This is a genomic window from Aeribacillus sp. FSL K6-8210 (assembly GCF_037963925.1).
Lineage (GTDB): Bacteria > Bacillota > Bacilli > Bacillales > Aeribacillaceae > Aeribacillus > Aeribacillus composti.
This window is the reverse complement of sequence record NZ_CP150172.1, coordinates 3,709,007-3,733,831: the sequence shown is the minus strand read 5'-3', so window position 1 is coordinate 3,733,831 and position 24,825 is coordinate 3,709,007. Positions and strand designations below refer to the sequence as shown.

Below are 24,825 nucleotides of genomic sequence, written 5' to 3'. Positions count from 1 at the left end.
AACTTACTTTCGCTTTGTGGTAAGTTTCCTTATGTTATTTTAGAATTGTTCCTCTGCTTGTCCCCATCCGGAGTGATGGTTCTATTTTTGTAAATGCGGATCATTACTTTTGAAAAGCGGACGGTGGTGGACTGTAGCTTTTGTACGGCTGGCAGCGATCAACCCCGTCATGAAAGAATACCTCGATTTGGAAATGGATCTCATGTTTAAACAGCTGTTCGGCCATCCAAGCCGAAAGCGGATTGCCATCACTTTTATGAATTGTTATTTCATAGGTGCGGGACGCGGCCGCATTGTTGATGTTCAATAAGAAAATACGGAATTTGTGAAAGAAACGTAAGAGCGGATGAACGTAGAAATTCAAATAGTTCACAAGCATGATTTGCAAGATCGGGTATTGTATTATTGGCAAGGCTGTTTTCCTTTGCTCTCCTTGGAACAAGCGTATTCCGAACATCCTCTCACTATGGTTACGATCCTCAACAACCCTTTATATTCTCATTAAACAGGCCGCTTTCATACGGTATTTCATTTGCGTTAAGATGAGGAACATTTCCTTTGGAGCGCTCATATGAAATTCCATACGATTGATTTGTCACTGTTTTCGCATAGTATTCTTTCGTTCCGACATAGACTTTTTGCCGCTGCAGTGTATTCGGCATTTCATATGTTTTCATGACTGGCTAGCCCCCAACAAAAAACAGGAAGCAGTTTTTTCGCCCGCTTTTTCTTAATTAAACGTTTGATTAAGGATTGTCGGCTATCAGGCGCATATTGAAATGAGGTTAAATCCTAATGTTTGTGTAAAAGCCGACTCCTAGTTCAACAAACTTATATCTCCGGAAATAGAACCGCTTTGTGTCCGCTTCTTTTTACACAAATTCTTGGACTTCATCTTGAAACGACATCGCCGCATTTTTTAGATGTTTTCACCTATTATGTTCTTTTGTTGATAATATTCCCAAACCGTTGCGGCTGTTTTGCATATACGTCCGGGCATTTGTTTGTCTCTTTCAGGTTTCGTTCTTTCGGTTTTTTGTCGTAAACCATTCAATTTCGGTTAATGTCAATCTTTAGAAACTTGAATAGAGTAATTGGTTTTTTTTAGGAGAATAACGGGTTGACCTATAGATATGCCCTATATTTCCAAATCTATAAAACGAACAATCAACCTCATTAACTGAAAAATTTTTACGAAAATACGAACTATTTCCATTACTCTCAACAATTTTGTATTACTATCTTTTTCAATTGGTGATATAATGTTCAAAAAATATTTCCTTTTCAAATTTTTTTCGAGGCGATGAAGGGATGAAAGTAAAAGATGCATTAAAAATTGGCGAATTAGCTTCAGGAAAGATCGTTGCTGGTGAAAAGGGGATTTTCCGGAAAATAGAAACCGTTGAAGTCATGGAAGTACCGGAAGTATTGAATTGGGCAACTCCCGGTATGTTAGTATTAACAACCTTTTATTCAATAAAAGACGATCCGGATAAACAAATTCAAGTTGTAAAGGATTTGATATCGATTGGGGCGGCTGGTTTAGTTATAAAAGTCGGAAGATTTATTGATACGCTTCCGGAAGAAATGATTGCCATTACCAATCAACATGACTTTCCCATCATCTCTTTGCCTAAAAACATTTCCTATATAAACGTGTTAACACCACTTTATGAATGTTTATATAAAGAGAAGTATTTTGGACAGGGTCGTTCGGAAAATCCTTTGTCAAAATTTGGAGCAATGGAAATCGATTCGGTTCAAGAAGCGCTTGATGTGCTATCAAAGATGTTAAATGGATCCGTTTATATAGAAGATAACGAAGGAAGACTTCTATATGCTGCAAAAAACTTTACATCCGATGGATGGAGAAAGTCAACGGCACTTTTTTCACTGCCAACCTATCAGCGGTATGATGAAATGTTGGAGGAGTGGACAACTAAATTTTCACACACGAAAAATATTTTATTTAGTATAGAAGGATATCGAAAGCAAATGATTATCCCGCTTACTTATAAAAACCGCGTATTTGCCGTTGTCCACATTCACTGTATCAATTCTTTAATCACGGATCCTGTCTTTCAAAATCATTTAGAAGAAGTGGGGAACAAGCTAAAAGATGTATTATTGAAAGAACAGTTGTATAATCAGAGAAAACGTCTAAACGATTATGAACAAATGAATGGGTTTCTGAAGGGTTTTGACCATTTGGATCAGGCAAACGAAAAGAATAATGTCATTATTCACTTTTATTCGGACAGTTTAAACATCCCGTATTCCAATCCGTCTTTGATTGACTATGAAGGTTTAATTCGAAATAAGTTAATGGATTTCATTGAGCAATTGCAAATTCATAAAAGTCAAGTGTTTATCTTTATGAAAAACAGAAAATTTTATGCGCTCCTAACAGGTATTGAAGAGAATTATAGTGAAATGGTCCAACGGTGGAAAAACCAAATAGAGGCGTACAATAAATTGGATCCTTTAAGGGGATTATATGTCTCGATTAGTCCTTATTTTGGAAAAGGAGCCAACCTCGATACGGTCGTGCAATCTGTTACAAAAATCATCGAAGTCGGTTCGAATGTAAAAAAGGGAGAATATGTTTACACATATAATGAAATGGGAATTTATCAGTTTTTACTAAATTTAATTGATGACCCGTTTGCGAAACAATACGCACTGAACTTTTTGGCGCCATTGCTGGAAGATAAAAAGAATGATTTATTAAAAACATTGGAAGTTTATTTACAGGAAAATGGCAATGTTTCAAAGTCGGCAGAAATTCTGTTTATTCATCGGCGTACGATGACCTATCGATTGAAAAAAATTGAACAATTACTAAATATAGATTTAAACAATTCGGAAAATCGTTTTATTTTAATATTTTGCTTAAAAATCATGAAAATAGCTTAAGAGAGGCGAAATAAATGGTTCGTCTCTCTTTTTTGATTCATCACCACATTTTGTGATTTAACCCAAAAAATAAGGAAAACACTCACGAATTCCTGGCAATAATGTTAGCGTGACTTAACATAACAGGAGGTTCTAAAGTGTTTTCCGTATCACTAGATTTGCCAGAATTTGAAGTTGTTAAACAAGTGTTTCTTGAAGATTGCAGTTTGTTACATGTTGAGAAAAATACTACAGAAGAACGCTGTTCTTACTGCGGTTTTTTTTCTAGTCATGCCCATGACTGGCGGACAAGAAAGGTTCGTGACTTGTCCGTATTAGGTAAGCCCCTTTTCTTGTTTGTCAGAGTGTATAGATACCGTTGTCACAACTGTAATGAGGGATTTTCACAAACATTTGAATGTATCCGTCCTAATAAGCATCAGACCAATCGGTACAGAGAATATCTGTACGAAATGTGCATTGGCTCTACTATCCAAGAAGTGAGTCGAAAGGAAAAAATACCTTATACAACCGTTGAGAGAATATTTTATTCCGTTGCTAAAGAAAAAGAGAAGGAGCATTTAGAAACTCTTGAAAGTGTTTTAGAAGACAATGAATTAATCCTTAGCCTTGATGAGATCGCTGTCCGAAAGGGTCACCGATATGAAACAGTTCTTATGGATACCCAATCCGGGAGTGTGCTTGGTATGGAACATCAACGGAGTTATCGTTCAACTCAGATCTTACTTGCCAAGAAGATTCTGTCTGATAAATGCGTTCATACCGTTGTTATGGATATGTGGGATCCCTTCCATAAAGCTGTTAAATCTATATTCCCAGAGGCCTGTATCGTCATTGATAAATATCATGTGGTGCAAAAGGTGACACATGCACTTGACCAAGTTAGAAAGAAAACTCCTGGACTAAAAAAGGGACGGTTTAAACTCTTGAAAGGTTCTGAAAAGTTAACGGCTAATGAAAAACAACAATTAGACGAGATGCTCAAAGAGCATTCAGAATTGTCATATGCCTATTTTCTAAAAGAACTATTTAGAAAAATATACCAAGTGAATGACTATGATACAGCTGATTCACTCTTAGACTCAAGTTTGACACCATTTCACTACATGTGGATAACTAAAGGTGATTATACCAATAGTTATCCACTTTTTTTATCGAAAATATAATCATTATGTAGTGTTATGTGGATAACTTTTGTATATCCAATAATATGTAATATATGTTATACTATTAGTGCTATGTATATTCGAATTAATAAGCAAAAAAATAAAAATGGTTCTGTTCGTCAATATCTACAAATATGTCGTACATTTCGTGTAGACAATAAAGTTCGGCAACAAACGCTTTGTAATCTAGGGAGGTTAGAACATTTATTAGAGAATGGCTCTGTCGATAACATAATCGAGGGATTAGCCAAATTTTCAGAGCGTTACTTTGACCGAATTCACGGGCAAGGCTCTTCTTCTTCTGTCTCCGTGCTTTGGACAAAAGAGTTTGGGCCGGTTTATCTGTTCCGAAAGGTATGGGAAAAGTTAGGGCTTGGTCGGCTATTACGTAAAATCATGGATGATTCCGAGGCTGCTTCTCAGTATGACGAAGCCATTTTTGCTATGGTGTTAAACCGTCTCATGGATCCCAATAGTAAGCATTATATCTTCAAACAATGGATCGACACGATTTATGCAGAAGGTCTTTCAGACATTCAACTCCATCACTACTATCGTGCATTAGACTTCTTAAGTGAACAAAAAGAAAAAATTGAGGAACAACTTTATGGACATTTAACCGATTTAACCTCATTAGAAGTAGATATCGTGTTTTACGACACGACAAGCACCTATTTCGAAGGAGAGGAAGCAGACGAACTGCTGGCTCACTATGGTTACTCCAAAGATCATCGTGGAGATCGAAAACAAGTCGTGATTGGCTTATTAATGACCAAAACAGGGATTCCGATTGGGCATCAAGTCTTCCCTGGAAACATGCATGATACGAAGACATTTGGCATGGTGGTTGGAGACCTGAAGAAGCGCTATCCTATTCAGAAAGTCATTCTAGTGGGAGACCGCGGAATGGTTAGTGAAGCCAACTTAGATCAAATTCGTGAACTGGGCATGGAATATATTGTGGGTGTCAAATTACGAAAGTCGAAGAAAGCCCAAGAGCTATTATCCATCCGTGGGCCATATAAGAAGGTTCTCCCGAATCTAAAAGTGAAGTCAAAGAAAATCGATGGCGAAACGTATGTACTCTGTTACAATCCGGACGCTGAAGAACGTGATCGAGCGAGTCGTCAAGTCGTGTTAGAAAACCTTCAATCGAAGCTTGATGAACTCGGTCCATCTGGACTCGTCAAAAACCGTGCGTATTCCAAGTTTTTAACGATAGAAAAAGCATCGGCCAAAATTGATGAAGAGAAGGTATCCAATGACGAAAAGTTTGACGGAAAGTACGCCATTCGGACCAACTCGTCATTAACGGATGAAGAGGCAGCACTTGCCTATAAAGAATTGTGGAGAGTGGAACAAGCCTTTCGTAACCTGAAGTCGAATCTAGAACTTCGCCCGATGTACCATCGAGTGGAATCTCGTATTCGAGGCCATATCATGGTTTGTTTCCTTGCGCTTGTCATGGAATCCTTTTTGGCCTATAAGCTAAAAGAAATAGGATGCCAAACAAGTGTAAAGGATATTTTGCATGATGTAAGCCAGATGAAGGCCTCGAAAATACGCGTGAATGGTGAAGAGCAAATCGTTCGTACAGAATTACAAGGTCAAGCAAATCTAGCATTTGAAGCACTTGTCACACAAGCGCCTCCTAGAGTATTAGAAAAAAACACGTGCCACTAACAAGTGTAGTGGTACGTGTTGTGGGTAAAGTCCAAAACACCAGTATTTTCGGGCTTTTCTTTAGTGTACTCTGTCAAACTTGAGTTAGAAGAATAGATTCAACTCGCATGGAGCAGCCCATTTCCTTCATTTCATCAAGTAGCCAAGACGATAGAAAATTGGAAGGCACAAATTTTACAATATTTTCTTATCCCTTTTACGAATGGCCGGATTGAAGGTACAAACCATAAGAGTAAGAACATCAAAAGACGTGCTTTTGGCTTCAGAAACCTTGAAAGATTTCGGCTACGTGTATTTTTGGAATGTACAGGTAAAACTTATAAAAATCAGGTTGCTTAACCATGCCCTTCATCAGCTTTCCGCATTGTAGTTGGTAGAATGGAATCCGTCAAGGAAAGCGCTTGACCTCTTCCATTCTACCCACTTAGTGGTCTGCAAGCTGACGAAGGAGCTACTCTAGATTGAGTATCAATCTCGCTAACTTATTGCCGGAATTGTGTGAACATCACAGAATATGGTGATGAGACGAAATAAAAATATGATTATTTTCATTCATATTCACCTCAAAAAATGATTATAAGTTTTTCCTTGAATAGATTCGGATTGATATAATCATTGAAATTAATCCCATTAAAACAGCTATAGCAAAAGGTATCCAATCCTTTATAGATTGAGGTATTGGTAAGTTAAAATTGATATTAATATCAATAGATTGATACCATTCAATAATAGTTGGCAGTATAAATGGAGTTAAAAAGACCGTAATAAAAAAGATATATTTTGTTTTTTCATACCCAAATTTAGTTTGAACAGGAATTAATAAACCGAAAAAAATAGAAATAATAAGAAGAGCTACTCCTACACTATAAATACTTAACCGTGTTAACCCATATGATGCACCAATTGCTGCAGCAAGATTATATAAAAGAAAGCACGCAATAAAAATGACGAGAATAAATACGTATTTTGCTTTAATAACACCATTTCGAGTATATGGAGTTGTACAAAGAAGGGCTGCCCCTTTATATTTATCCTCTTGAAACGAAATCATATTAAACAAAATATATTCCACAAATAAAACAGTAGTAAGAAAACTTATAAAGCTGCCGTTACTTAATCCTAATTTTGAATTGTTAAATATAGGTGCTACAATTGCAAAAATAAGCATAACCAATAGATACTTTTTTGCTAAAATTAAATCTTTTTTAACGAGATGAAGCAACAATTTTATCTCTCCTTTACATAAGCCAACATTACATCTTCAATGGAGGGTCTTTCTATAATAATATCTTTCATTTGCTCACATACTTGATCTACTTTATTGGTAATTCCTTCGAATCCAAATGGTGTTTGACGTAATCTTAAAAATAATTTAGTCGAGTGTTCATTTATTAAACGATTATCCCCTTTTATCAAAGCGTGTCTTTCTAATAGTTCGTCTTTACTTTCATTGAATACGATTTTGCCATTGTCGATTAAAATAAGCATATCAGCTACTTTCTCTAAATCAGACGTAATATGAGTAGAAAAGAAAACACTTTTCCCCTCTTCCTCCATGAAATCTAAAAGTATTTCCATTAACTCATTACGAATTAATGGATCAAGCCCACTTGTTGGTTCATCCATTATTAATAAATCCGCATGGTGAGATAGAGCTAAAGTAATAGCAAATTTCATACGCATACCTTTCGATAAAGTGGCAATTTTCTGGTTTAATTTTAAATTGAAACGATTTATGTAGTTTAAGAAAACAGATTCATCCCAATTCGTATATGCTGGGGCAATAATACTCTTCATTTCTTTCAATGTCATCTCTTCATAAAAATAGCCTTCGTCTAAAACTACACCAATGCGATTTTTTATTTCGCATTCATTTTTTTCCATATCTTTACCAAAAAATTTAATGCTACCGTCATCTTTGGGATAAAGTCCAAGAATGGTTTTAATTGTTGTTGTTTTCCCAGAACCATTTACACCGATGAATCCTGTTATGCAGCCTTCCTTTAGTGAAAAAGTTAATTGTTCTAAGCTGAAACTACCTAACTCTTTTTTTAAGTTATTTACCTCTAAAACGGCTTTCATCATTCATCATCCTCTTCAAAAATGATATCCATCATTGAGTAAAGTTCTTCTTTATTTATTCCAAGAGTTCTAGCCATTTGCCACACTTCTGAGAGCTTTTTTTCCACCAGATGCCTTTTAGATTCCAATAACATTTCCATGTTTTCAGACGCTACAAATGACCCCTTTCCTACAATAGTTATAATAAAGCCTTCTTTCTCTAACTCTTCATATACTCTTTTCGTTGTAAGAACACTAACATGCAAATCATTTGCTAGTGAACGAATGGAAGGTAGTTTTTCTCCTTCTTTTAATTCTTGACGGAGAATGGCACCCTTAATTTGATCTTTTATTTGTTGGTATAAAGGTTGTTCGGAACTGTTTTTAAGTATTATTTTCATAGAAAAACCTCTTTTAACTGTATATGTATTACATATACACCATATACATAATATACAATATTTACAATTAAATTTTAATTAAAAATTTTTGAAATATCAAGGTATTTACAAATTTACGTTTCATGCAGTCGGACAAAATTTTGTTGCAGGAGTTATATCAGTTGGAACAATTGCCGGCATTACAACAGTTATATTTGTTTATCTTTACGCAACAGTACGCGTTCTGTTCTCTATTCGTGAGTTTTATCGGAGCGAACCTTACGCGTTTTTTACTTTTTTGGGGTTAGGGGTAGTTCTTGCTGCAGGAAGTGATTTTTGATTTGATGGCTTTTCTGCAAAGAATGGATTTAAACTTCTCCCTCTCCTTTTCTTTCCTATCAAAAATATAACAATAGTGATAGAACAAAAAATCCCGCTCCCTTTGGTAAAAATAATAGGAGCGGGATAGATATCAGTGTTAAAAAATAGTTGTTTGATTTTTAAAGGAAATACCTCAATGATACGAAAAACAATAAAAAGTCCTTGGAAATTAAAACCATAAGCACGCAAAACAAAGCTCCCCTATCAAAAGATAGGAGAGGATATATTTAGTAATGAAACAAAGAAATTAACGATATATCTTGAAATTAGATGAAAATATTCCTTCATTATGCATTATGTGGTTCTACTTGTGCGCCCGGCATGGGTGTAATCTATAGGGTGAAAGTCCCGAGCTGCGAAGGCAGAAGTAGCAGTTAGCTTAACGCAAGGGTGTCCGTGGTGACGCGGAATCTGAAGGAAGCGAGCGGCAAACTTTGGGTCTCTCGGAACACGAACTTCATATGAGGCTAGGTATCACTGGGTGAGTTTGCAAGACAAAACAAAGCCCTTTCTGCCGAAGGTGATACAGAGTAAATGAAGCAGATGGATGGAAGGAAAGATTACACTCTTACCCGGGGAGGTCTGGCTGGCACGCCAAGTAACCTTGGTAACCTATCTAGTGATAGATAGCTGAACAGTCAGAAGTCAGCAGAGGTCATAGTATTAGTTGGTCTAGAACAACTAAGAAGGACCGAACAATTAAGAGAGAATAGCCCTTGGCATTCAGTGAGTCATGATGAACACAGAAAACGTAGTACCTCACTTGAGGGAGGAAGCGGTGAATCCCGTGGGAGATCTCTTGGAGGGTGGAGTGACCACTGGCATAAAGAGAACAGCTATTCACGGAAGTTATAAAGACTTGCGTCAATTATCTTAATTGAACCGCCGTATACGGAACCGTACGTACGGTGGTGTGAGAGGACGGGAGTTAATCGCTCCCTCCTACTCGATTAAAAATATTTTTATAAAACTCTTTCATTTCCGTAAAAATAGTAGGTTGAGCGATTCATTTCTAGAATCTCCAATACTTTTGTAATCGGATATCCTTTCTCGCTCCACTGCTCGGCTACTTCCAATTTTTCAGTAAGTGAGGGTTCTTCTTTTTTATCAAATCACGCAAAATCGCGATTTCTAAATCTTTTTCCCCTAATAGCTTCTTGAGCTGTTCATTTTCTTCCTCCAGCCTTTTGATTTCAGCTGAAGAGGAATGGGTAACTGTTTCTTGTCCTAGCTGTCCTTCTTCGTATGCCTTCACCCATCTTTGCACGAGATTCGGGCTAAGCTCGTATCTTCTAGCTACCAATGCTTTATTTCCAACTTCTAATGCTTCTTTCACTACTTGTAGCTTAAATTCCTTCGAATGTTTTCTTCGTTTCATGTACATCAAAAGTCCCCTTCATTGGTCACTTCGATTATAAAAAACACCTTATCGAGTGTCCAAATTCATTAGGGGGCTAATGAGAATGTAACTTTAGATGTTTTTGGTGATATTATTGACATTTTCTATCACGATTTCGCTATTTGGATATTTCTTACAATTGCTTTTTCGTTTTTTATTTTTAAAACATTTCCTTGTCATTGAATAACCATAGCCTAGATCCCCTTATACAATAATATCCATTCCTTATCTATAGATTTACGTATCTTCTTATCTCTCTCAATTTTTTCTTTTATATAAGAAATAACGATTGGAACCATGCGAAGAATTTGTGACCAATTAAGTGCAAGGGGATTCATATGGTAAATCAACCCTGTTTTTATAAAATTTCCAGATAAAGCAATAGAGTGACCCAGCATTAACAAAGATGCTAGCTTTGCTTTTGGAAAGTGGGTTTCTGGATCATCAGAAAACATTTTTGAAGCGTACCAGTATAAACGGATAATAATATCAACTGATGCTGGTACAATGCCCGTAGTTAAAAAATGACGAAAATCATATCCATGCTTGTACATATAGCGAGCAACATCGGTCCAACTAACCTTTTCACCAGAAGGACCAAGTACAAATGGAGATTTAGCTTTAATAAGCTGAACAAGTGTGAAAAACGGCGGTTGAATCCCTGCCTTTGTAAAAATATCAGAAAGTAAATGAAGAAATACTTTAATGATTGCGATGAAAAAATTACTTTCCGGTGAGTATCCATTATTTTTAGCAACAATAAGATTTCCATACTTATCTACAAATGTCCCGGTTCCTTTCATAACATCAATAACTCCAAAAATAAAACCAAGAATGGGATCGTGCCCAAAACTCATAAGTCGATGAAAATGTGGATTTAAACCGGCAACTTCTTGATCAAGAGAAACGTCAGTTGAAGCATCAAAGACCACTTTCGCTTTCTTTTCCAAATCCTCAAAAAATGATTTGTGAATTTCTGAAGATTTCTCCTTAATCCACTTTGTGATTGGAGAACCTTCTTGCATATTACCTAAAAAGTTAGTATCAGTTGGAATTTTCACTAAAAAAATATCAAGAAGGGTTGCAACAAGCCCAGCAATCAAAACAATAAGGTAGTCAGATTTTGTCCATTCGATATTTCCGAAATTTTTTAAGTAATCATCTTGACTCTGTTTTAATTCATTTTGGCTGATAATTTGTAATAAAGGATCTCGTTTTAAATCGATGCCGGCATCACTCAACCGTTGATCAGCCAGTTGTAATAAACGATTGAAATCATTATTAAAATCCGTAGATTCAATTTTTCGGTACGTTTTTACAGGGATATGTATACTTTTCACACTAGGTGATGTAGACGTTTCGAATTTATTGAAATCGACACCTAATGCTTCTAGGCGTTGTCTTATACTAGATAATTCATCTTGAATTATATTTGCTTCTATATTAATTCGTTGTTCACGAGATAAATAATCTTGCAAATCGACTTCAACTTCGGAAAATAACCGTCTCAAATCAAGAAGTTCAAGTCTCTGGTATGCTACAATACGCTCATATTTGTTAAATTTCAAATTGCTCTTTCCTTTCTTCTAAAGAATTAAGTGCAGCTTTAAATATCTCAAGCTCACGTTTCAATTTTTCAAGCAGTTCTTCATTCCGATTGGATTGACTCATGTATTGTTCCAATTTATTTGCAAGTTCATTAATATCTTCTATAAGTATATTTATTGCTTTTTGATGTGTTTTTAATATGTCTTGGATTAGCTTTTCACGTTTGTTCCGTAACTCACGTTCGTTCTTGCCAAGTATCCAACGAACTCCTTTGTAAGCCATGACTCCTAAAATGACAACTGTCCCAATTCCAGTAATCATTGAACTGAGACCTAACAATCCACCAAATCCAAGCGCCGCTAAGCCTGAAGTAATGCCAGCTGCACTTAATCCAACAACGCTTCCAGAAAAATATACAGCTGCAATGGGAACCCCTACTGCTGCGGCTTTTGAAGCTAAATCTTTAGTCCTCTTTTCAAATTCACTTATGGAAATCTCATCTTTAAGAAATTTTTCGTCGTTATCTATAGATTTAATAACAAGTGCTAGAATTTCTTCAGCCTTTTCAGGATAAAACTTTTCAGCTGTAATTATTAGATTGTTATCCAAACGAGGGTTATAATTTGCTGCTTTTATTAAACGTGCTAAATCTTTAATAATTGAAAATTTCATTGCTTCTTGTTCTTCACTATTTAACGTTTGCATCTCACTCATCAAACAATGAAGTACATCAACAAAAGATACGTTTGAATCATTGCTCAGAAAAGCACGAAGGTCATGCCGTGATTCAGAACTCAGTCCAATTTGGGACATAAATAAATATAAATCAGAAAGTTGCTTTGGATGTAATTCTCCCTGTTCTTTTATGAAGGCTATTAACACGCGCGTGTATACTTTTTTCGTTTTTTCATCTAGCACTTCTAGAGTTTTTATTTTTTCTTTTGTCACTGTGTTGCCCTCCTAGCGAATAATTATAATCATAGTTAAAGAATTGAGTAGAAAATACAGATGTTTTTTAGATTTATAAACAGGCTTTTGATAATTAAAAATTTGCAGGTATATTTTACTATAATTTTTTAGGATAAAATCTACAAAAAAACGATAAATTTCGACAAAATTACTTTTAAATAACGATGTGTATATTTATTCTTATTTATAGTTCTTCAACATTTTTTCTATCGTTTCTCTCATTTCATTCCGAAATTCTTCAGGTTTTAACACTTTAAATATTGCGCTTGGCTTAAAAGCCACATTTTAATGCCACGGCCGTAAACTTCTGCTTCAATTGTGACGGATTGTTCATCTTTTGCAATAATCTTTGCAGTCGGTAATCGATCTAAAATAGCTTGTAAGGAAGGTCCCCAAAAACGGAACGTAATTTTCATTAGTTCACCTGCATACATAAACTGGACTCGCTTTCGAAATTCTCCTTCTTCAAATCGATTTTTATAGTCAACTTTAAAACGCTCATCAGTAATACAGTAATCGACAATTCGATCCATTCGATAAATTGTCGGAAAACTAAAATCGTAGTCTATGAGAAACGCTACTAAATAAAAATAATATTCAGAGAAAACGATTCCAACAGGCTTGAGCTTTCTTTTAACAGGAGAATCATTTCCTTCCTTTTGATAATCGATAATTGTCACTCGCTTCGTTCGTACCGCATAACTTAAATCCCAAATCATGTTTATCAGCGATTGATTATGTTGCACCGGGACATAATGAAAGCGCTCGTTGCGAATCACTTCTTGGATAAATCGTCGATTTTCAGGCTGTGATTGCAAAATGAGTTTATCCAATAACTGATCCATTTCTGCTTTTTGAAATGCCCTGCTTTCCAGTAATACTTTTGCTAAAACGAGTATTTCTTCATTCGTTAACCAAATGTTTTCATTTCGTCTTAATACGTAGCCATTTTTCTTCCGATCATATTCTAATACCATTGATGCTTCAAAATTATTGGCGATGTATGTACGCAATTCATCAATATCACGCTGAATTGTTTTTTCATTCACACCAAAACGAACCGCTTCTTCCTTTTTCGAAATCGTATCTCCTTGGCAAAGACGTTCATATAATGACAAAATTCGAAGCGATTTTGATTGTTGCTCGTCCATGAAAATCCTCCATTCCGACAAAAAATTTCAATTTTAGAAACTAAATATATGTTACTATATGGAATTAAACACAAAAAAGATGTAATAAGGTACAATGCATAAAATTAGGGTACAGAAATAATGGAATAAAAATCCTTTAAATAAAAACTTTTACTTCGGAATGGTTTCTGATTAGTCATTTTTTCATCCTCAATTTAGTAATATTGAGTGATAACACTATTACATTATCATCAAGACATGGACAGTATTTGTACTTTAAGAAAAAAAGATTCATCACCACATTTTGTGATTTAACCCAAAAAATAAGGAAAACACTCACGAATTCCTGGCAATAATGTTAGCGTGACTTAACATAACAGGAGGTTCTAAAGTGTTTTCCGTATCACTAGATTTGCCAGAATTTGAAGTTGTTAAACAAGTGTTTCTTGAAGATTGCAGTTTGTTACATGTTGAGAAAAATACTACAGAAGAACGCTGTTCTTACTGCGGTTTTTTTTCTAGTCATGCCCATGACTGGCGGACAAGAAAGGTTCGTGACTTGTCCGTATTAGGTAAGCCCCTTTTCTTGTTTGTCAGAGTGTATAGATACCGTTGTCACAACTGTAATGAGGGATTTTCACAAACATTTGAATGTATCCGTCCTAATAAGCATCAGACCAATCGGTACAGAGAATATCTGTACGAAATGTGCATTGGCTCTACTATCCAAGAAGTGAGTCGAAAGGAAAAAATACCTTATACAACCGTTGAGAGAATATTTTATTCCGTTGCTAAAGAAAAAGAGAAGGAGCATTTAGAAACTCTTGAAAGTGTTTTAGAAGACAATGAATTAATCCTTAGCCTTGATGAGATCGCTGTCCGAAAGGGTCACCGATATGAAACAGTTCTTATGGATACCCAATCCGGGAGTGTGCTTGGTATGGAACATCAACGGAGTTATCGTTCAACTCAGATCTTACTTGCCAAGAAGATTCTGTCTGATAAATGCGTTCATACCGTTGTTATGGATATGTGGGATCCCTTCCATAAAGCTGTTAAATCTATATTCCCAGAGGCCTGTATCGTCATTGATAAATATCATGTGGTGCAAAAGGTGACACATGCACTTGACCAAGTTAGAAAGAAAACTCCTGGACTAAAAAAGGGACGGTTTAAACTCTTGAAAGGTTCTGAAAAGTTAACGGCTAATGAAAAACAACAATTAGACGAGATGCTCAAAGAGCATTCAGAATTGTCATATGCCTATTTTCTAAAAGAACTATTTAGAAAAATATACCAAGTGAATGACTATGATACAGCTGATTCACTCTTAGAAGAATAGATTCAACTCGCATGGAGCAGCCCATTTCCTTCATTTCATCAAGTTGCCAAGACGATAGAAAATTGGAAGGCACAAATTTTACAATATTTTCTTACCCCTTTTACGAATGGCCGGATTGAAGGTACAAACCATAAGAGTAAGAACATCAAAAGACGTGCTTTTGGCTTCAGAAACCTTGAAAGATTTCGGCTACGTGTATTTTTGGAATGTACAGGTAAAACTTATAAAAATCAGGTTGCTTAACCATGCCCTTCATCAGCTTTCCGCATTGTAGTTGGTAGAATGGAATCCGTCAAGGAAAGCGCTTGACCTCTTCCATTCTACCCACTTAGTGGTCTGCAAGCTGACGAAGGAGCTACTCTAGATTGAGTATCAATCTCGCTAACTTATTGCCGGAATTGTGTGAACATCACAGAATATGGTGATGAGACTCTTTTTTTATCAAATAGATCATTTGCGTAAAGATCAACAATGCACAATATGGATAATTCAGAAAGAAAATGATTTCACTCTTTTTGCATTTATAGAAATAGTTGAAAAATTTATAATGGTGAAAAATCCGATAGAGGTGGTTGAATTGTTAGGAATTATTCGTGTTTTAACAACTGATGATGAAAAAATTTTAAATGAACACGGGAAGAAATTGAAAGAATATTTTTCCATAGAATCGGTCACACGCTGTATTCCATCGCAACCTAATGGAATATACGATGATGAATCGGAGAAAAAAGCCATACCCAAAATCGTTGAGTTAGCTAAAGAATTGGCGGAAAAACCGAACATTGATGCCATTACCATTAGTTGTGCTGCAGATCCAGGCTTGGATGAAGCAAGAAATGAAATTGATTTGCCGGTTTTAGGCGCGGGGGGTTGTGGGGCGCATGCTGCAAGTATGGTAGGAAACCGTATTGGCATCATTGGCATTACCGACGCACCTCCAGCACGAATGAAAGAGGAATTGGGAAGGAAATTCCATTCATACTCCTATCATCCTTCTCTTAGAAAAACAACCGATTTATTCGCTTCCACGGCAAAAGATGAATTATTAGAAGTAGTAAAGGATGTCATTAACTCTGGCGCCGATTGTATCCTGTTTGCTTGTACAGGTTTTTCCACTATTGGACTTAAAGATTATTTAAACGGAAAAATTTCCGTACCTGTTATCGATTTAGTGGAGGCGCAAGGGATTGGTTATCAATTAATTAAAAAGGGGTCATAAAGATGCAAAATAGGACATTCAATTTAACCTTTTTTATTTTTTCTGTTCTTATTTCTATTTTTGGCGCCATTATCGGGATGCAACTAATTACAACGCTCGGTATTACGCCAAATACATCCATTATTGGCGCATTAATCGCCATGTTATTTGCGAGAATTCCAATTAAAATTTTTGAACAATTTAAGTCGTTGGAAAATCAAAATTTAGTTCAGACATCCATTTCAGCTGCCACTTTTGGGGCTGCCAATAGTTTATTAATACCAATTGGACTTCCATTTGTAATGGGCTTGCCGGACCTTATTATCCCAATGTTAATCGGAGCCGGATTGGCGCTTTTAACCGATGCCCTTATCCTTTATAAAGTTTTCGATACGAAACTTTTCGGGGCAAACGAAGTATGGCCTCCAGGTGTTGCAACGGCCGAAGCTTTGAAAGCCGGTGATGAAGGCGGTAAAAAGGCAAAATATCTTGGATTGGGGATTCTTGGCGGATTAGTTGGATCCCACTTCGGCATTTCCATGTCGGCCTTTGGTGTTGCATTCATCGGGAATTTTTGGGCTTTGAGCATGTTCGGTATTGGTTTATTACTTAACGGATACTCGCAACCGTTGTTTGGCTTGAATTTAGGAGACTATTATATCCCACATGGCATGATGATCGGCGCAGGTCTCGTAGCTCTTATTCAGTTTATCATTACTTTTACGAAAACGAGAAAACAAGGTGGAAAAGTTACAGACACAAGCGGATACGAATATACCCGCGGTGCAGACGATATTAAAAAAGGTTTTGGTTTTGGATTCCTGCTTTACTTAGGAATCGCTATTCTAATTGCCGTCATGGGCGGGCTCATTACTGAAATGCCATTTGGTCAATTGATTCTTTTCATTATATTTGCTGCTTTTGCTGCATTAGTGCATGAAATTATAGTCGGGATTGCGGCTATGCACTCCGGTTGGTTCCCGGCATTTGCGGTAACACTTATTTCATTGTTAATCGGCATGATACTCGGCTTCCCGCCAGTTGCATTAGCATTGCTGACCGGTTTTACAGCAGCAACAGGACCTGCTTTTGCAGATTTTGGATATGATTTGAAATCCGGCAACATCATTCGGACTGGCGTTTCCGTTGAACAAGAATTATATGGACGGAAAATACAATTGAAAAGTGCATTTATCGGGTTCATTATCGCGATTGTGATGGTTGCCCTATTTTCCAAGAACTTTTTTGGACAAGGCTTAGTTCCGCCGGTTGATCATGTATATGCATCCACCATTAAGTCTGGATTAAGCGGGAATGTTGGTCTTATGTTGCTCTTATGGGCCATTCCCGGGGTGATCATTCAGCTGATTGGCGGTACGGAAAGACAATTGGGCATTATGCTGGCTACTGGGTTGCTTATTATGAATCCTTTAGCAGGATGGGCTGTTATTGTCGGTTTAATAATTCGCGTTCTTGTTATCAAATTTATAGGATCTGAAGCTGAAAATAAGATGTATACGACCGCAGCTGGATTTATTGCCGGCGATGCATTATATAGTTTCTTCTCATCCGTGTTTAAAGCGAAATAATGAGGTGATAGAATGGTTAGAAAAACATTAACGATGGAAGATGCGAAAAAAGCCGTTTACGGCGGCTGTATTCTCGGCGGGGGAGGCGGAGGCTGGATTCATGACGGTCTCCAAAAAGCCGAGTCTACTTTTTCCATTGGCCAGCCGGAATTAGTTTCAATTGATGAATTACAGGGCGGCGATTATGTAGTCAATGTTTCATTAGTAGGGGCTCCGTCTTCTAAGGAAGCTTCTGTTAGTTCCGACCAGTTTGTTGAGACTGTAAACCGGATGCAAAAGGAGTTTCACCATCCTATTAAAGCGCTTATGACAAATGAAAATGGGGCAGCAACAACGATAAATGGCTGGCTGCAGGCAGCGGCAACCGGGCTGCCGGTTATTGATGCGCCAAGCAACGGACGCGCCCATCCAACAGGGGCGATGGGCTCCATGAATTTGTCTGAAGTTGACGGTTATGTTTCGATCCAGTCATTTGCCGGCGGAAAAGGGAAAAGACAAGTGGAAGGTGTCGTAAAATCATCCCTGGAATCAGCCGGTAAAATTGTCAGAAGTATTTCAGTAGAAGCGGGCGGAATGGTTGCCGTTTGCCGAAATCCGGTAACTGTTGATTATGTAAAAGAAAATGCAGCAGTAGGCGGCATTACTCAAGCAATTGAACTCGGCGAAGTCTTTTTGTCAGCACCGGAGGGACCGGAAAGAATTGAAGCCGTTGCGTCCCATTTAAAAGGGCGTGTTATTCATTCCGGAACGGTTAGTTATTGCGAGCTTGAAGAAAAAGGCGGTTTTGATGTAGGGTTTGTAAAAGTTGATGACTTGGAATTAACATTTTGGAATGAGTACATGACAGTCGAAGTCAATGGCCAGAGAAAAGGGACATTTCCTGATTTAATTATGACTTTCAATGCCGAAACAGGAATGCCGGTTGTCAGTGCTGAGGTGAAAGAGGGACTGAAAGTAGCCGTCATTTCCGTTCCAAAAGAGAATTTGAAATTAAGCTCAACCATGTATAACCACAATTTGTTAAAAACCATTGAACCTGTTATTAATAAAAAAATTGTATAAGGGAGAGATTGGGATGTCTTTAAAATATACAATGGAAGTTTTGGAATTACTAGATGATGCTTCAGTTAATGGAGAAGCGGTTGTCCGCTTATTTGAAGGAAAAAAATATGTGGAAGCAAGCTACACAACAGTAACTGGCGAAAATGGGTCAACAGATTTTGTCAAAATATTAATTAAAGGGACAAATGGGAAATCGAGCGGCGGACATGCTCCGACATTGGGTGTTGTCGGAAGACTTGGCGGTTTGGGCGCACGTCCAAATCGGATTGGATTTGTTTCCGACGGTGATGGAGCAGCTGCGGCTGTAACAATAGCTTTAAAACTTGCAATCATGTCCGAAAAAGGGGATCGGCTGCCCGGTGATGTTTATGTAACGACACATATTTGTCCGGATGCGCCTACACGGCCGCATGAACCTGTAGATTTTATGGATTCTCCTGTTGATATATTAACAATGAATCGATATGAAGTAGTCCCGGAAATGGACGCCGTTTTATCGATTGATACAACGAAAGGAAATAAAGTGATAAACCACCGTGGCATTGCGATTTCTCCAACAGTCAAATCAGGATATATTTTAAAATTCAATGATGATTTACTGCGAATTATGGAAATGACAACGGGTGATTTACCAGTCACGTTTGCTGTCACAACGCAAGATATTACGCCATACGGCAATGGCGTCTACCACTTAAATAGCATTCTTCAGCCTGCCGTTGCAACAGATGCACCGGTTGTCGGCGTCGCTATCACTGCCAAAACAGCTGTACCGGGATGCGGTACTGGTGCTAGCCATGAAGTCGATATTGCCCAAGCTGTAAGATTTTGCATTGAAGTGGCAAAAGAATATACTCAAGGCAACTTTGAATTTTATGATAAAGAAGAATATGAACGCTTAGTGAAACTCTATGGTTCCATGAAACATTTGCAAACTTTAGGGGATGAGTAATCATGGCTAAGGTTGGTGTACTAACAATCGGCCAATCCCCTCGCACAGATGCCACTCCTTCCTTTCAAAAAATTTTCGGTGCGGATGTAGAAATCGTGGAAAGAGGCGGATTGGATCGGCTAACGGAAGAAACGATGGATGCCATCAAACCTGAGGGTTCGGACACAGTTTATATTTCCCGACTCCGCAATGGTCAATCAGTCGAGATTGGAAAAAGCAAGCTGCTTCCATTATTACAGGATGAATTGACCAAATTGGAACAAGATGTGGAAGTAGTGATTATGTTATGTACCGGTGATTTTCCAACATTAGTGACAACAAAACCAATCATTTATCCGGATAAAATTTTAGTGCATACAGTTCAAGCCATTATGACGGGCGGCAGTAAATTAGGGTTAGTGGTTCCATTAGAAAAGCAGCGGCATTCATTAGCGAAAAAATGGGAGGGCGTCGGACTGGAATTGGTAACGGCAGCCGCTTCTCCTTATGAAGAAAGCGATATCGCCGGAGCGGCTGCATCCTTAAAAGAACAGGGTGCAGAGTTAATTGTGTTGGATTGTATGGGGTACAATGAAACCCATAAACTTGAAGCGAAAAAAGGGAGCGGTTTGCCGGTGATTCTTCCACGTACACTTGTGGCACGGATTGCTGCAGAATATGTCTTTTAGTTGATCCGGATCTATCCGGATCTCTTTTTAAAGTAAGAAATTACATTTTGAACTTAAATGCTGAAGTGCTTTAGCAGGAGCGAGGTTTCCATCGCCTCCGTACGATTTGGACAACATCGGATCACAAGCCCCATCGTGCCTTTTATCTCCCCGAAAAAGCATTCGCTTTTTCTTTATGCGATGCTGTTTCACCGATGTTGTTCACAGTCCTGCGGCTCTAGGCCTGGAAGCAGATCGCTTAATGGGCGCTTTCGTTTTCCTATAGCATGGAAGGATGTAATCTGAAATGCCAGTATTGGCTTTATTTGTATTAAGCCTCCTTTGGGGATCGACATTTTATTTTACAAAATTGCTTTTACCAGATTTTCATGCGGTTTCTATTGTTTTTTATCGTTGTTTATTTGGCGGTCTGGTTTTGTTGCCATTCGTTCTATTGAAAAAGAAAAAAACAGACTTTAAAAATAAGGGTGCCTTAATTGGAATTACCTTGTTAAGCGCAGGTGTTCCATGGGTATTTATGAGTTTTAGCCAAAAGGGTTTAGATACAACCATTAGTGCGGTTATCAATGCAACAGGTCCGATTTTTGGCGTTTTATTTAGTGTTTTTCTATTAAAACAGAAGGTTCATCGACAAGAACTATTAGGTGTCGCCATTGGCTTTATCGGTATAGTATTATCTTTTGTTTTTGGATTTTCTGGGCAATTTCAGGTTATGAGTGCCATATTTCTGTTAGTAGCAGTCAGTTTTTATACATTGTCTTCGATTTTGACAGGCAAGTTTTTGAGTTCGGTTTCTGTCTACACATTGTCCTTTGTTTCAATGGCTGTCGGCAGTATTTATTCCGGTATTTTTATGCTTTTATTTGATCTTGATAGCTATCAATATTTATTTAGTGGAAATAGTGGAAATAATTTTTTCTATTTTGTCATGTTAGGCGTATTTAATTCGGGTATCGGGAATCTGTTGTATTTTTATTTAATTAAATCCGGCGGCGCCATTTTTGCCTTATTTATTACCTATTTGATGCCAATTACCACGATTCTGTTAGGTGTTTTTTTATTGGATGAACCACTCGGTTTCGGTACGATCATCGCTTTCATTTTTGTTTTGGCAAGTATATATTTTACGCAAAATAAGGAGTGAAAAGGTATGAGCAGTTTTCAAGAAACCGTTCATAATTTAATGAAAAATAATTTTTCAGTAGACAAAAATATATCTATCCTTGTTTTAACGGATAATAGTACGGAATCGTTAGGGAGAAAATTTGAAAAGGCTCTAAAAAATGATGGGTGGAAAACGAAAATTCATGTAATGGAAGATCGGAGTAAATCAGGGGAAGAACCTCCGCAGGAAACGGCAGAAAAAATGCTGGAATTTGATCTTGTCTTTTGTTTAACGAAACATTCATTGACCCATACTGCTGCAAGGAAAACGGCCAATCAACATGGAGTTAGTGTCATTACCATGCCGGGAATTACAGAAGATATGTTTTTGAATGGTGCGATGAGTGCAGATTATAGCATTGTTGAAAAAGAAACAAATGAAGTAGCGGAAAAATTAACAAAGGCAAAAATGGTTATTATTAAAACCGGCGACAGCTATGAATTAAAGATTCCTGTTGAAGGCAGAGATGGTATACCAAGTACAGGTGTTTTCCGCGGAAAAGCGGCATCCGGAAATCTTCCTTCAGGTGAGGCGTATATAGCTCCATTAGAAGAACAGGCGGTAGGAAAAATTGAAATTACAGGTTCGATTGCAGGTATAGGTTTAGTCGATGAACCTGTTGTATTAACGATTGAAAAGGGGAGGTTGGTAGATGCCACAGGTGAGACAGGTGCTCAATTACTGGCGCTGCTCGGGGATGGAAACGGCCGTTTGTTAGGCGAGTTAGGCATCGGAACAAACTATGCAGCAAGAATCACAGGCGTTATTTTGGAAGATGAAAAAGCGTACAATACCGTCCACGTTGCATTCGGTTCCAATCACACCTTTGGCGGAATGGTTAAAGCAGATGTCCATATTGATTGTGTAACGAAAAATCCGACAGTGGAGTTTGTTTTTTAATGGAAGGAAGCGGTATACAACACAGTAATATTAAACCACCATTTCTCATCCTTTAGGATATGAAATGGTGGGTTGAATTTTGCCTGTTGCGTTTAGTTGATTGCGGCTGGAATTTGTATAAGTAAAGCTAAAAAACTTGTTGGAGGCGATTAAGTCCTGAATTTTGTGTGAAAAGGAAGCGGTTTGATTTGCCGGGAGCCTAAGTTCGCTCTAAGTTCGCTAGACTGGGAGTATGATTTTACACAATAATTTGGATTTGGCCGTTGAAGGGACTGTACAAAAAGGGGAATTCCATGATGAGTCTAATAATTTATGGAAAGAGGAGCGAGCGGAAAGCGGTTCTATTTCGCAGGCATAAGTTTGCTGAGCTGGGAGTCGGCTTTTACACAATATTAGGGCTTGACTGAATTGCATGATCTTTCAACGTTATTCCATAAAGGGGACAGCTATAAGTCGAAAATCGATTTATGAGGAAGGCTCTTTGCTCTTTACGTCTCAATTTCATTTGTTCAGGTGCAAATATTTGATTTCCGCCATCTATATATGCCTTTTCCTTTGTAACCGGGTTCTTCATCGCACATCTTTCAGCACTTCCGAAATTATTCGAATCATAAGATTTATTTTTCGCCAAATGCGAGTGGTTTTTCTAATGATCTCACGGAGGATTATTTGTTGCGCTTCAATGTGGGTCTTGATTTGCCGCAAGTCTTCGTACCTCTTTTCATACACTCCCCCTTTCCTTTTTTTAATGCGGGACATACAGTAAAGGAATGCGGACTATGATGAAACTCGTACAATCTTCTCCGGATGAGGCGCGGATCATGGCTAGTGCTTGTCTTTTCTTTCGATCGATTCCAATAAAGACGACGCCTTCATTTCCGCCTCCATTTACATTTAAGGAAAATGAGGAAAATTTTACTCATCCTCCTGTTTTCAGAAGACAATTGGGATCTATTTCCAAGGGAGTGGGAGTTAACCCTTTTGGAATGGTGTTTGGCTGGTTCGAAATTTGTCGAAATGTTGGTGGTTGAAAGAGAAGATCATGTATATTACAATAGCATTAACAGAACATATGTTCCCGATATATCTGGTGGCAAAGTTTTCATTAGAACGGCTGCCGGTTGGGATTTGTCAAGAAGTGCGTATTAGAAAGGCGATGGGCTCTTTTTTGTCTGAAAACTCTGTCAATGGTTTTGGCTTTTCTTTAGATGAACCTCTATTCCTCTCCAAATTCTCCTCGAAAGGATGATCCCTGTTATGAAGGAATACCTCGATTTAAAACTGGACTTTATGTTTAAACAATTGTTCGGCCACCCGAGCCGAAAGCAGATAACAATCGCTTTTTTAAATGCGGTTTTGCATCGGACAGGCCATGACCGGATTGTTGATGTGCAGTTTGAAAACACGGAGCTGGCAAAAGAGATAGAAGAGGGGAAAATGAACCGGCTGGATGTGCTCGTGTGGACCGACCGAGGCGAGCGGATCAACGTGGAAATTCAAATCATTGACCAACACGATATGCCGGAGCGGATTTTGTATTACTGGGCGAGGCTCTTTTCCCAGTCGCTTTTCAAAGGACAAGGGTACAGCGAACTTCCGCCCACGATTATGATTGCCATCCTCAACTACCCGCTCTTTCCGCATGAAACCGATCGCTTCCACACCATCTTTCATATCCGAGAGGATGAAGAACAATTTCTTTGGAGCGCGCATCTTGAATTTCACGCCATTGATGTATCACAATTTATGGTAAAATGGAAGAAATACAGACGTGAGATCAAACGATCTTCGGAGTGGCCCTGGTTGATGATGCTGTCGGCGGTGGATGCCCGAAAACGAGAAATTGATGAGACAATTCTCAATGAACTGGAGGTGTTGGCGATGAACGAGCAAGAAATTCGCGAAGCGTTGGAAGAGTGGGAGAAGCTAAGCGTCAGTCCGGAAAATCGCTACGCATATGAAATGCGGCTGAAATGGCTGCGGGATCAATTGTCCAACCTTCTGGGCGAGCGGCGCGCTGGGATGGAGGAAGGGTTGGAAAAAGGGATAAAGCAAGGACGGGAAGAAGGATTAAAGGAAGGACGGGAAGAAGAACGGAAGAACATGATCCGGCATATGTCGGCGAAAGGAATGGCGGCGAAAGACATTGCCGATCTTACTGGACTTGCGGAAGAGGAAGTGCGAAAGTGGCTGAAAAAGGACTGAGCGTAACAGAAATTGCGCATGCTGGATTTGACGGAAGAAAAATCTGTCATTTGTTGAAAGAGTAGTTGGGTATGGCGCCAGTCATCTGTCCAACTTGCTGAGAGAGTGTTGAGG

21 protein-coding genes and 4 pseudogenes are annotated in these 24,825 nt (G+C 38.0%); 16 read left to right on the top strand and 9 right to left on the bottom strand.

Annotated elements, in window-relative coordinates:
• Positions 1-109: 109 nt before the first annotated feature.
• Positions 110-310, top strand: coding sequence for a hypothetical protein (locus NSQ41_RS18015; protein ID WP_339197893.1), 201 nt, complete (start codon positions 110-112; stop codon positions 308-310).
• A gap of 169 nt (positions 311-479) precedes the next feature.
• On the opposite strand, the gene NSQ41_RS18010 is transcribed toward NSQ41_RS18015, so the two are convergent.
• Entirely contained in the window at positions 480-677 is a 198-nt protein-coding gene (locus tag NSQ41_RS18010) for a hypothetical protein (protein WP_339197890.1), read from the bottom strand.
• Positions 678-1,311: 634 nt separating this feature from the next.
• Here NSQ41_RS18010 and NSQ41_RS18005 point away from each other — a divergent pair.
• The 4 genes and pseudogenes from NSQ41_RS18005 to NSQ41_RS17990 all read left to right on the top strand — a co-directional run.
• A complete protein-coding gene (locus NSQ41_RS18005; protein ID WP_339194189.1) occupies positions 1,312-2,916 on the top strand; it encodes a PucR family transcriptional regulator in 1,605 nt (534 codons plus the stop codon).
• A 137-nt stretch (positions 2,917-3,053) separates the two neighbouring features.
• Positions 3,054-4,082: an ISL3 family transposase gene (locus NSQ41_RS18000; protein WP_339210558.1), complete on the top strand. Its 1,029-nt coding sequence runs from the start codon at positions 3,054-3,056 to the stop codon at positions 4,080-4,082.
• A gap of 72 nt (positions 4,083-4,154) precedes the next feature.
• Complete coding sequence (locus NSQ41_RS17995) at positions 4,155-5,765, top strand: IS1634 family transposase (protein WP_339192846.1); 1,611 nt, start codon at positions 4,155-4,157, stop codon at positions 5,763-5,765.
• Between the two features lie 84 nt (positions 5,766-5,849).
• Positions 5,850-6,104, top strand: a pseudogene (locus NSQ41_RS17990) (transposase); the annotation flags it as partial.
• A gap of 235 nt (positions 6,105-6,339) precedes the next feature.
• On the opposite strand, the gene NSQ41_RS17985 reads toward NSQ41_RS17990, so the two are convergent.
• Genes NSQ41_RS17985 through NSQ41_RS17975 form a run of 3 tightly spaced genes read right to left on the bottom strand, consistent with a single transcriptional unit; the run spans position 6,340 to position 8,227 of the window.
• Complete coding sequence (locus NSQ41_RS17985) at positions 6,340-6,990, bottom strand: ABC-2 transporter permease (RefSeq protein WP_339192839.1); 651 nt, start codon at positions 6,988-6,990, stop codon at positions 6,340-6,342.
• A gap of 2 nt (positions 6,991-6,992) precedes the next feature.
• Complete coding sequence (locus NSQ41_RS17980) at positions 6,993-7,847, bottom strand: ABC transporter ATP-binding protein (protein ID WP_066251558.1); 855 nt, start codon at positions 7,845-7,847, stop codon at positions 6,993-6,995.
• Positions 7,847-8,227 carry a GntR family transcriptional regulator gene (locus NSQ41_RS17975; RefSeq protein WP_066251550.1) on the bottom strand — a complete coding sequence of 127 codons (381 nt, stop codon included), beginning with the start codon at positions 8,225-8,227 and terminating at the stop codon, positions 7,847-7,849. The genes NSQ41_RS17980 and NSQ41_RS17975 overlap by 1 nt, the downstream gene beginning before the upstream one ends.
• Positions 8,228-8,348: 121 nt before the next feature.
• On the opposite strand from NSQ41_RS17975, the pseudogene NSQ41_RS17970 reads away from it, so the two are divergent.
• Positions 8,349-8,492, top strand: a pseudogene (locus NSQ41_RS17970) (amino acid permease); the annotation flags it as partial.
• Here NSQ41_RS17970 and NSQ41_RS17965 read toward each other — a convergent pair.
• From NSQ41_RS17965 to NSQ41_RS17945, 5 genes and pseudogenes are all read right to left on the bottom strand, one after another.
• Positions 8,486-8,776: a hypothetical protein gene (locus NSQ41_RS17965; RefSeq protein ID WP_339200065.1), complete on the bottom strand. Its 291-nt coding sequence runs from the start codon at positions 8,774-8,776 to the stop codon at positions 8,486-8,488. The pseudogene NSQ41_RS17970 and the gene NSQ41_RS17965 sit on opposite strands and share 7 nt — an antisense overlap.
• An 877-nt stretch (positions 8,777-9,653) precedes the next feature.
• Entirely contained in the window at positions 9,654-9,971 is a 318-nt protein-coding gene (locus NSQ41_RS17960) for a transposase (RefSeq protein WP_232515537.1), read from the bottom strand.
• A gap of 209 nt (positions 9,972-10,180) precedes the next feature.
• A complete protein-coding gene (locus NSQ41_RS17955; RefSeq protein ID WP_094245847.1) occupies positions 10,181-11,554 on the bottom strand; it encodes a hypothetical protein in 1,374 nt (457 codons plus the stop codon).
• Positions 11,544-12,482, bottom strand: coding sequence for a hypothetical protein (locus tag NSQ41_RS17950; protein ID WP_339197883.1), 939 nt, complete (start codon positions 12,480-12,482; stop codon positions 11,544-11,546). Before NSQ41_RS17950 ends, NSQ41_RS17955 begins: the two co-directional genes overlap by 11 nt.
• 201 nt (positions 12,483-12,683) lie before the next feature.
• Positions 12,684-13,654, bottom strand: a pseudogene (locus NSQ41_RS17945) (WYL domain-containing protein).
• A 370-nt stretch (positions 13,655-14,024) separates the two neighbouring features.
• On the opposite strand from NSQ41_RS17945, the pseudogene NSQ41_RS17940 reads away from it, so the two are divergent.
• From NSQ41_RS17940 to NSQ41_RS17895, 10 genes and pseudogenes are all read left to right on the top strand, one after another.
• Positions 14,025-15,218, top strand: a pseudogene (locus NSQ41_RS17940) (ISL3 family transposase).
• Between the two features lie 334 nt (positions 15,219-15,552).
• Positions 15,553-16,194, top strand: a complete 642-nt coding sequence (locus NSQ41_RS17935; RefSeq protein ID WP_339194187.1) for an aspartate/glutamate racemase family protein — start codon at positions 15,553-15,555, stop codon at positions 16,192-16,194.
• 2 nt (positions 16,195-16,196) lie between these two features.
• A complete protein-coding gene (locus tag NSQ41_RS17930) occupies positions 16,197-17,762 on the top strand; it encodes an OPT/YSL family transporter (protein ID WP_339194185.1) in 1,566 nt (521 codons plus the stop codon).
• A gap of 12 nt (positions 17,763-17,774) precedes the next feature.
• On the top strand, positions 17,775-18,824 hold the full coding sequence (locus NSQ41_RS17925) for a DUF917 family protein (protein WP_339197878.1): 1,050 nt from the start codon (positions 17,775-17,777) through the stop codon (positions 18,822-18,824).
• Positions 18,825-18,837: 13 nt separating this feature from the next.
• The gene (locus NSQ41_RS17920) at positions 18,838-19,773 is read left to right on the top strand and encodes a DUF1177 domain-containing protein (protein ID WP_339194183.1); all 936 of its coding nucleotides are present in this window, start codon (positions 18,838-18,840) and stop codon (positions 19,771-19,773) included.
• 2 nt (positions 19,774-19,775) lie between these two features.
• Positions 19,776-20,441 (top strand): AroM family protein, encoded by a 666-nt coding sequence (locus NSQ41_RS17915; RefSeq protein ID WP_339197875.1) that lies wholly within the window; start codon positions 19,776-19,778, stop codon positions 20,439-20,441.
• Between the two features lie 286 nt (positions 20,442-20,727).
• On the top strand, positions 20,728-21,585 hold the full coding sequence (locus NSQ41_RS17910) for a DMT family transporter (protein WP_339210557.1): 858 nt from the start codon (positions 20,728-20,730) through the stop codon (positions 21,583-21,585).
• 6 nt (positions 21,586-21,591) lie between these two features.
• Positions 21,592-22,506, top strand: coding sequence for an aminopeptidase (locus NSQ41_RS17905; protein WP_339194180.1), 915 nt, complete (start codon positions 21,592-21,594; stop codon positions 22,504-22,506).
• Positions 22,507-23,548: 1,042 nt separating this feature from the next.
• Positions 23,549-23,755, top strand: coding sequence for a hypothetical protein (locus NSQ41_RS17900; protein ID WP_339210555.1), 207 nt, complete (start codon positions 23,549-23,551; stop codon positions 23,753-23,755).
• An 8-nt stretch (positions 23,756-23,763) separates the two neighbouring features.
• Positions 23,764-24,711 (top strand): Rpn family recombination-promoting nuclease/putative transposase, encoded by a 948-nt coding sequence (locus NSQ41_RS17895; RefSeq protein WP_339197863.1) that lies wholly within the window; start codon positions 23,764-23,766, stop codon positions 24,709-24,711.
• Positions 24,712-24,825 lie beyond the last annotated feature (114 nt).

What these genes read in the sequence shown, in the direction of transcription:
- NSQ41_RS17975 (WP_066251550.1), bottom strand. Translation starts at nt 8,227, where the DNA reads ATGAAAATAATACTTAAAAACAGTTCCGAACAACCTTTATACCAACAA.
- NSQ41_RS17995 (WP_339192846.1), top strand. Translation starts at nt 4,155, where the DNA reads ATGTATATTCGAATTAATAAGCAAAAAAATAAAAATGGTTCTGTTCGT.
- NSQ41_RS17895 (WP_339197863.1), top strand. Translation starts at nt 23,764, where the DNA reads ATGAAGGAATACCTCGATTTAAAACTGGACTTTATGTTTAAACAATTG.
- NSQ41_RS17920 (WP_339194183.1), top strand. Translation starts at nt 18,838, where the DNA reads ATGTCTTTAAAATATACAATGGAAGTTTTGGAATTACTAGATGATGCT.
- NSQ41_RS17980 (WP_066251558.1), bottom strand. Translation starts at nt 7,847, where the DNA reads ATGAAAGCCGTTTTAGAGGTAAATAACTTAAAAAAAGAGTTAGGTAGT.
- NSQ41_RS17925 (WP_339197878.1), top strand. Translation starts at nt 17,775, where the DNA reads ATGGTTAGAAAAACATTAACGATGGAAGATGCGAAAAAAGCCGTTTAC.
- NSQ41_RS17910 (WP_339210557.1), top strand. Translation starts at nt 20,728, where the DNA reads ATGCCAGTATTGGCTTTATTTGTATTAAGCCTCCTTTGGGGATCGACA.
- NSQ41_RS17900 (WP_339210555.1), top strand. Translation starts at nt 23,549, where the DNA reads ATGTATATTACAATAGCATTAACAGAACATATGTTCCCGATATATCTG.
- NSQ41_RS17915 (WP_339197875.1), top strand. Translation starts at nt 19,776, where the DNA reads ATGGCTAAGGTTGGTGTACTAACAATCGGCCAATCCCCTCGCACAGAT.
- NSQ41_RS18010 (WP_339197890.1), bottom strand. Translation starts at nt 677, where the DNA reads ATGAAAACATATGAAATGCCGAATACACTGCAGCGGCAAAAAGTCTAT.
- NSQ41_RS17905 (WP_339194180.1), top strand. Translation starts at nt 21,592, where the DNA reads ATGAGCAGTTTTCAAGAAACCGTTCATAATTTAATGAAAAATAATTTT.
- NSQ41_RS18005 (WP_339194189.1), top strand. Translation starts at nt 1,312, where the DNA reads ATGAAAGTAAAAGATGCATTAAAAATTGGCGAATTAGCTTCAGGAAAG.
- NSQ41_RS17960 (WP_232515537.1), bottom strand. Translation starts at nt 9,971, where the DNA reads ATGTACATGAAACGAAGAAAACATTCGAAGGAATTTAAGCTACAAGTA.
- NSQ41_RS17930 (WP_339194185.1), top strand. Translation starts at nt 16,197, where the DNA reads ATGCAAAATAGGACATTCAATTTAACCTTTTTTATTTTTTCTGTTCTT.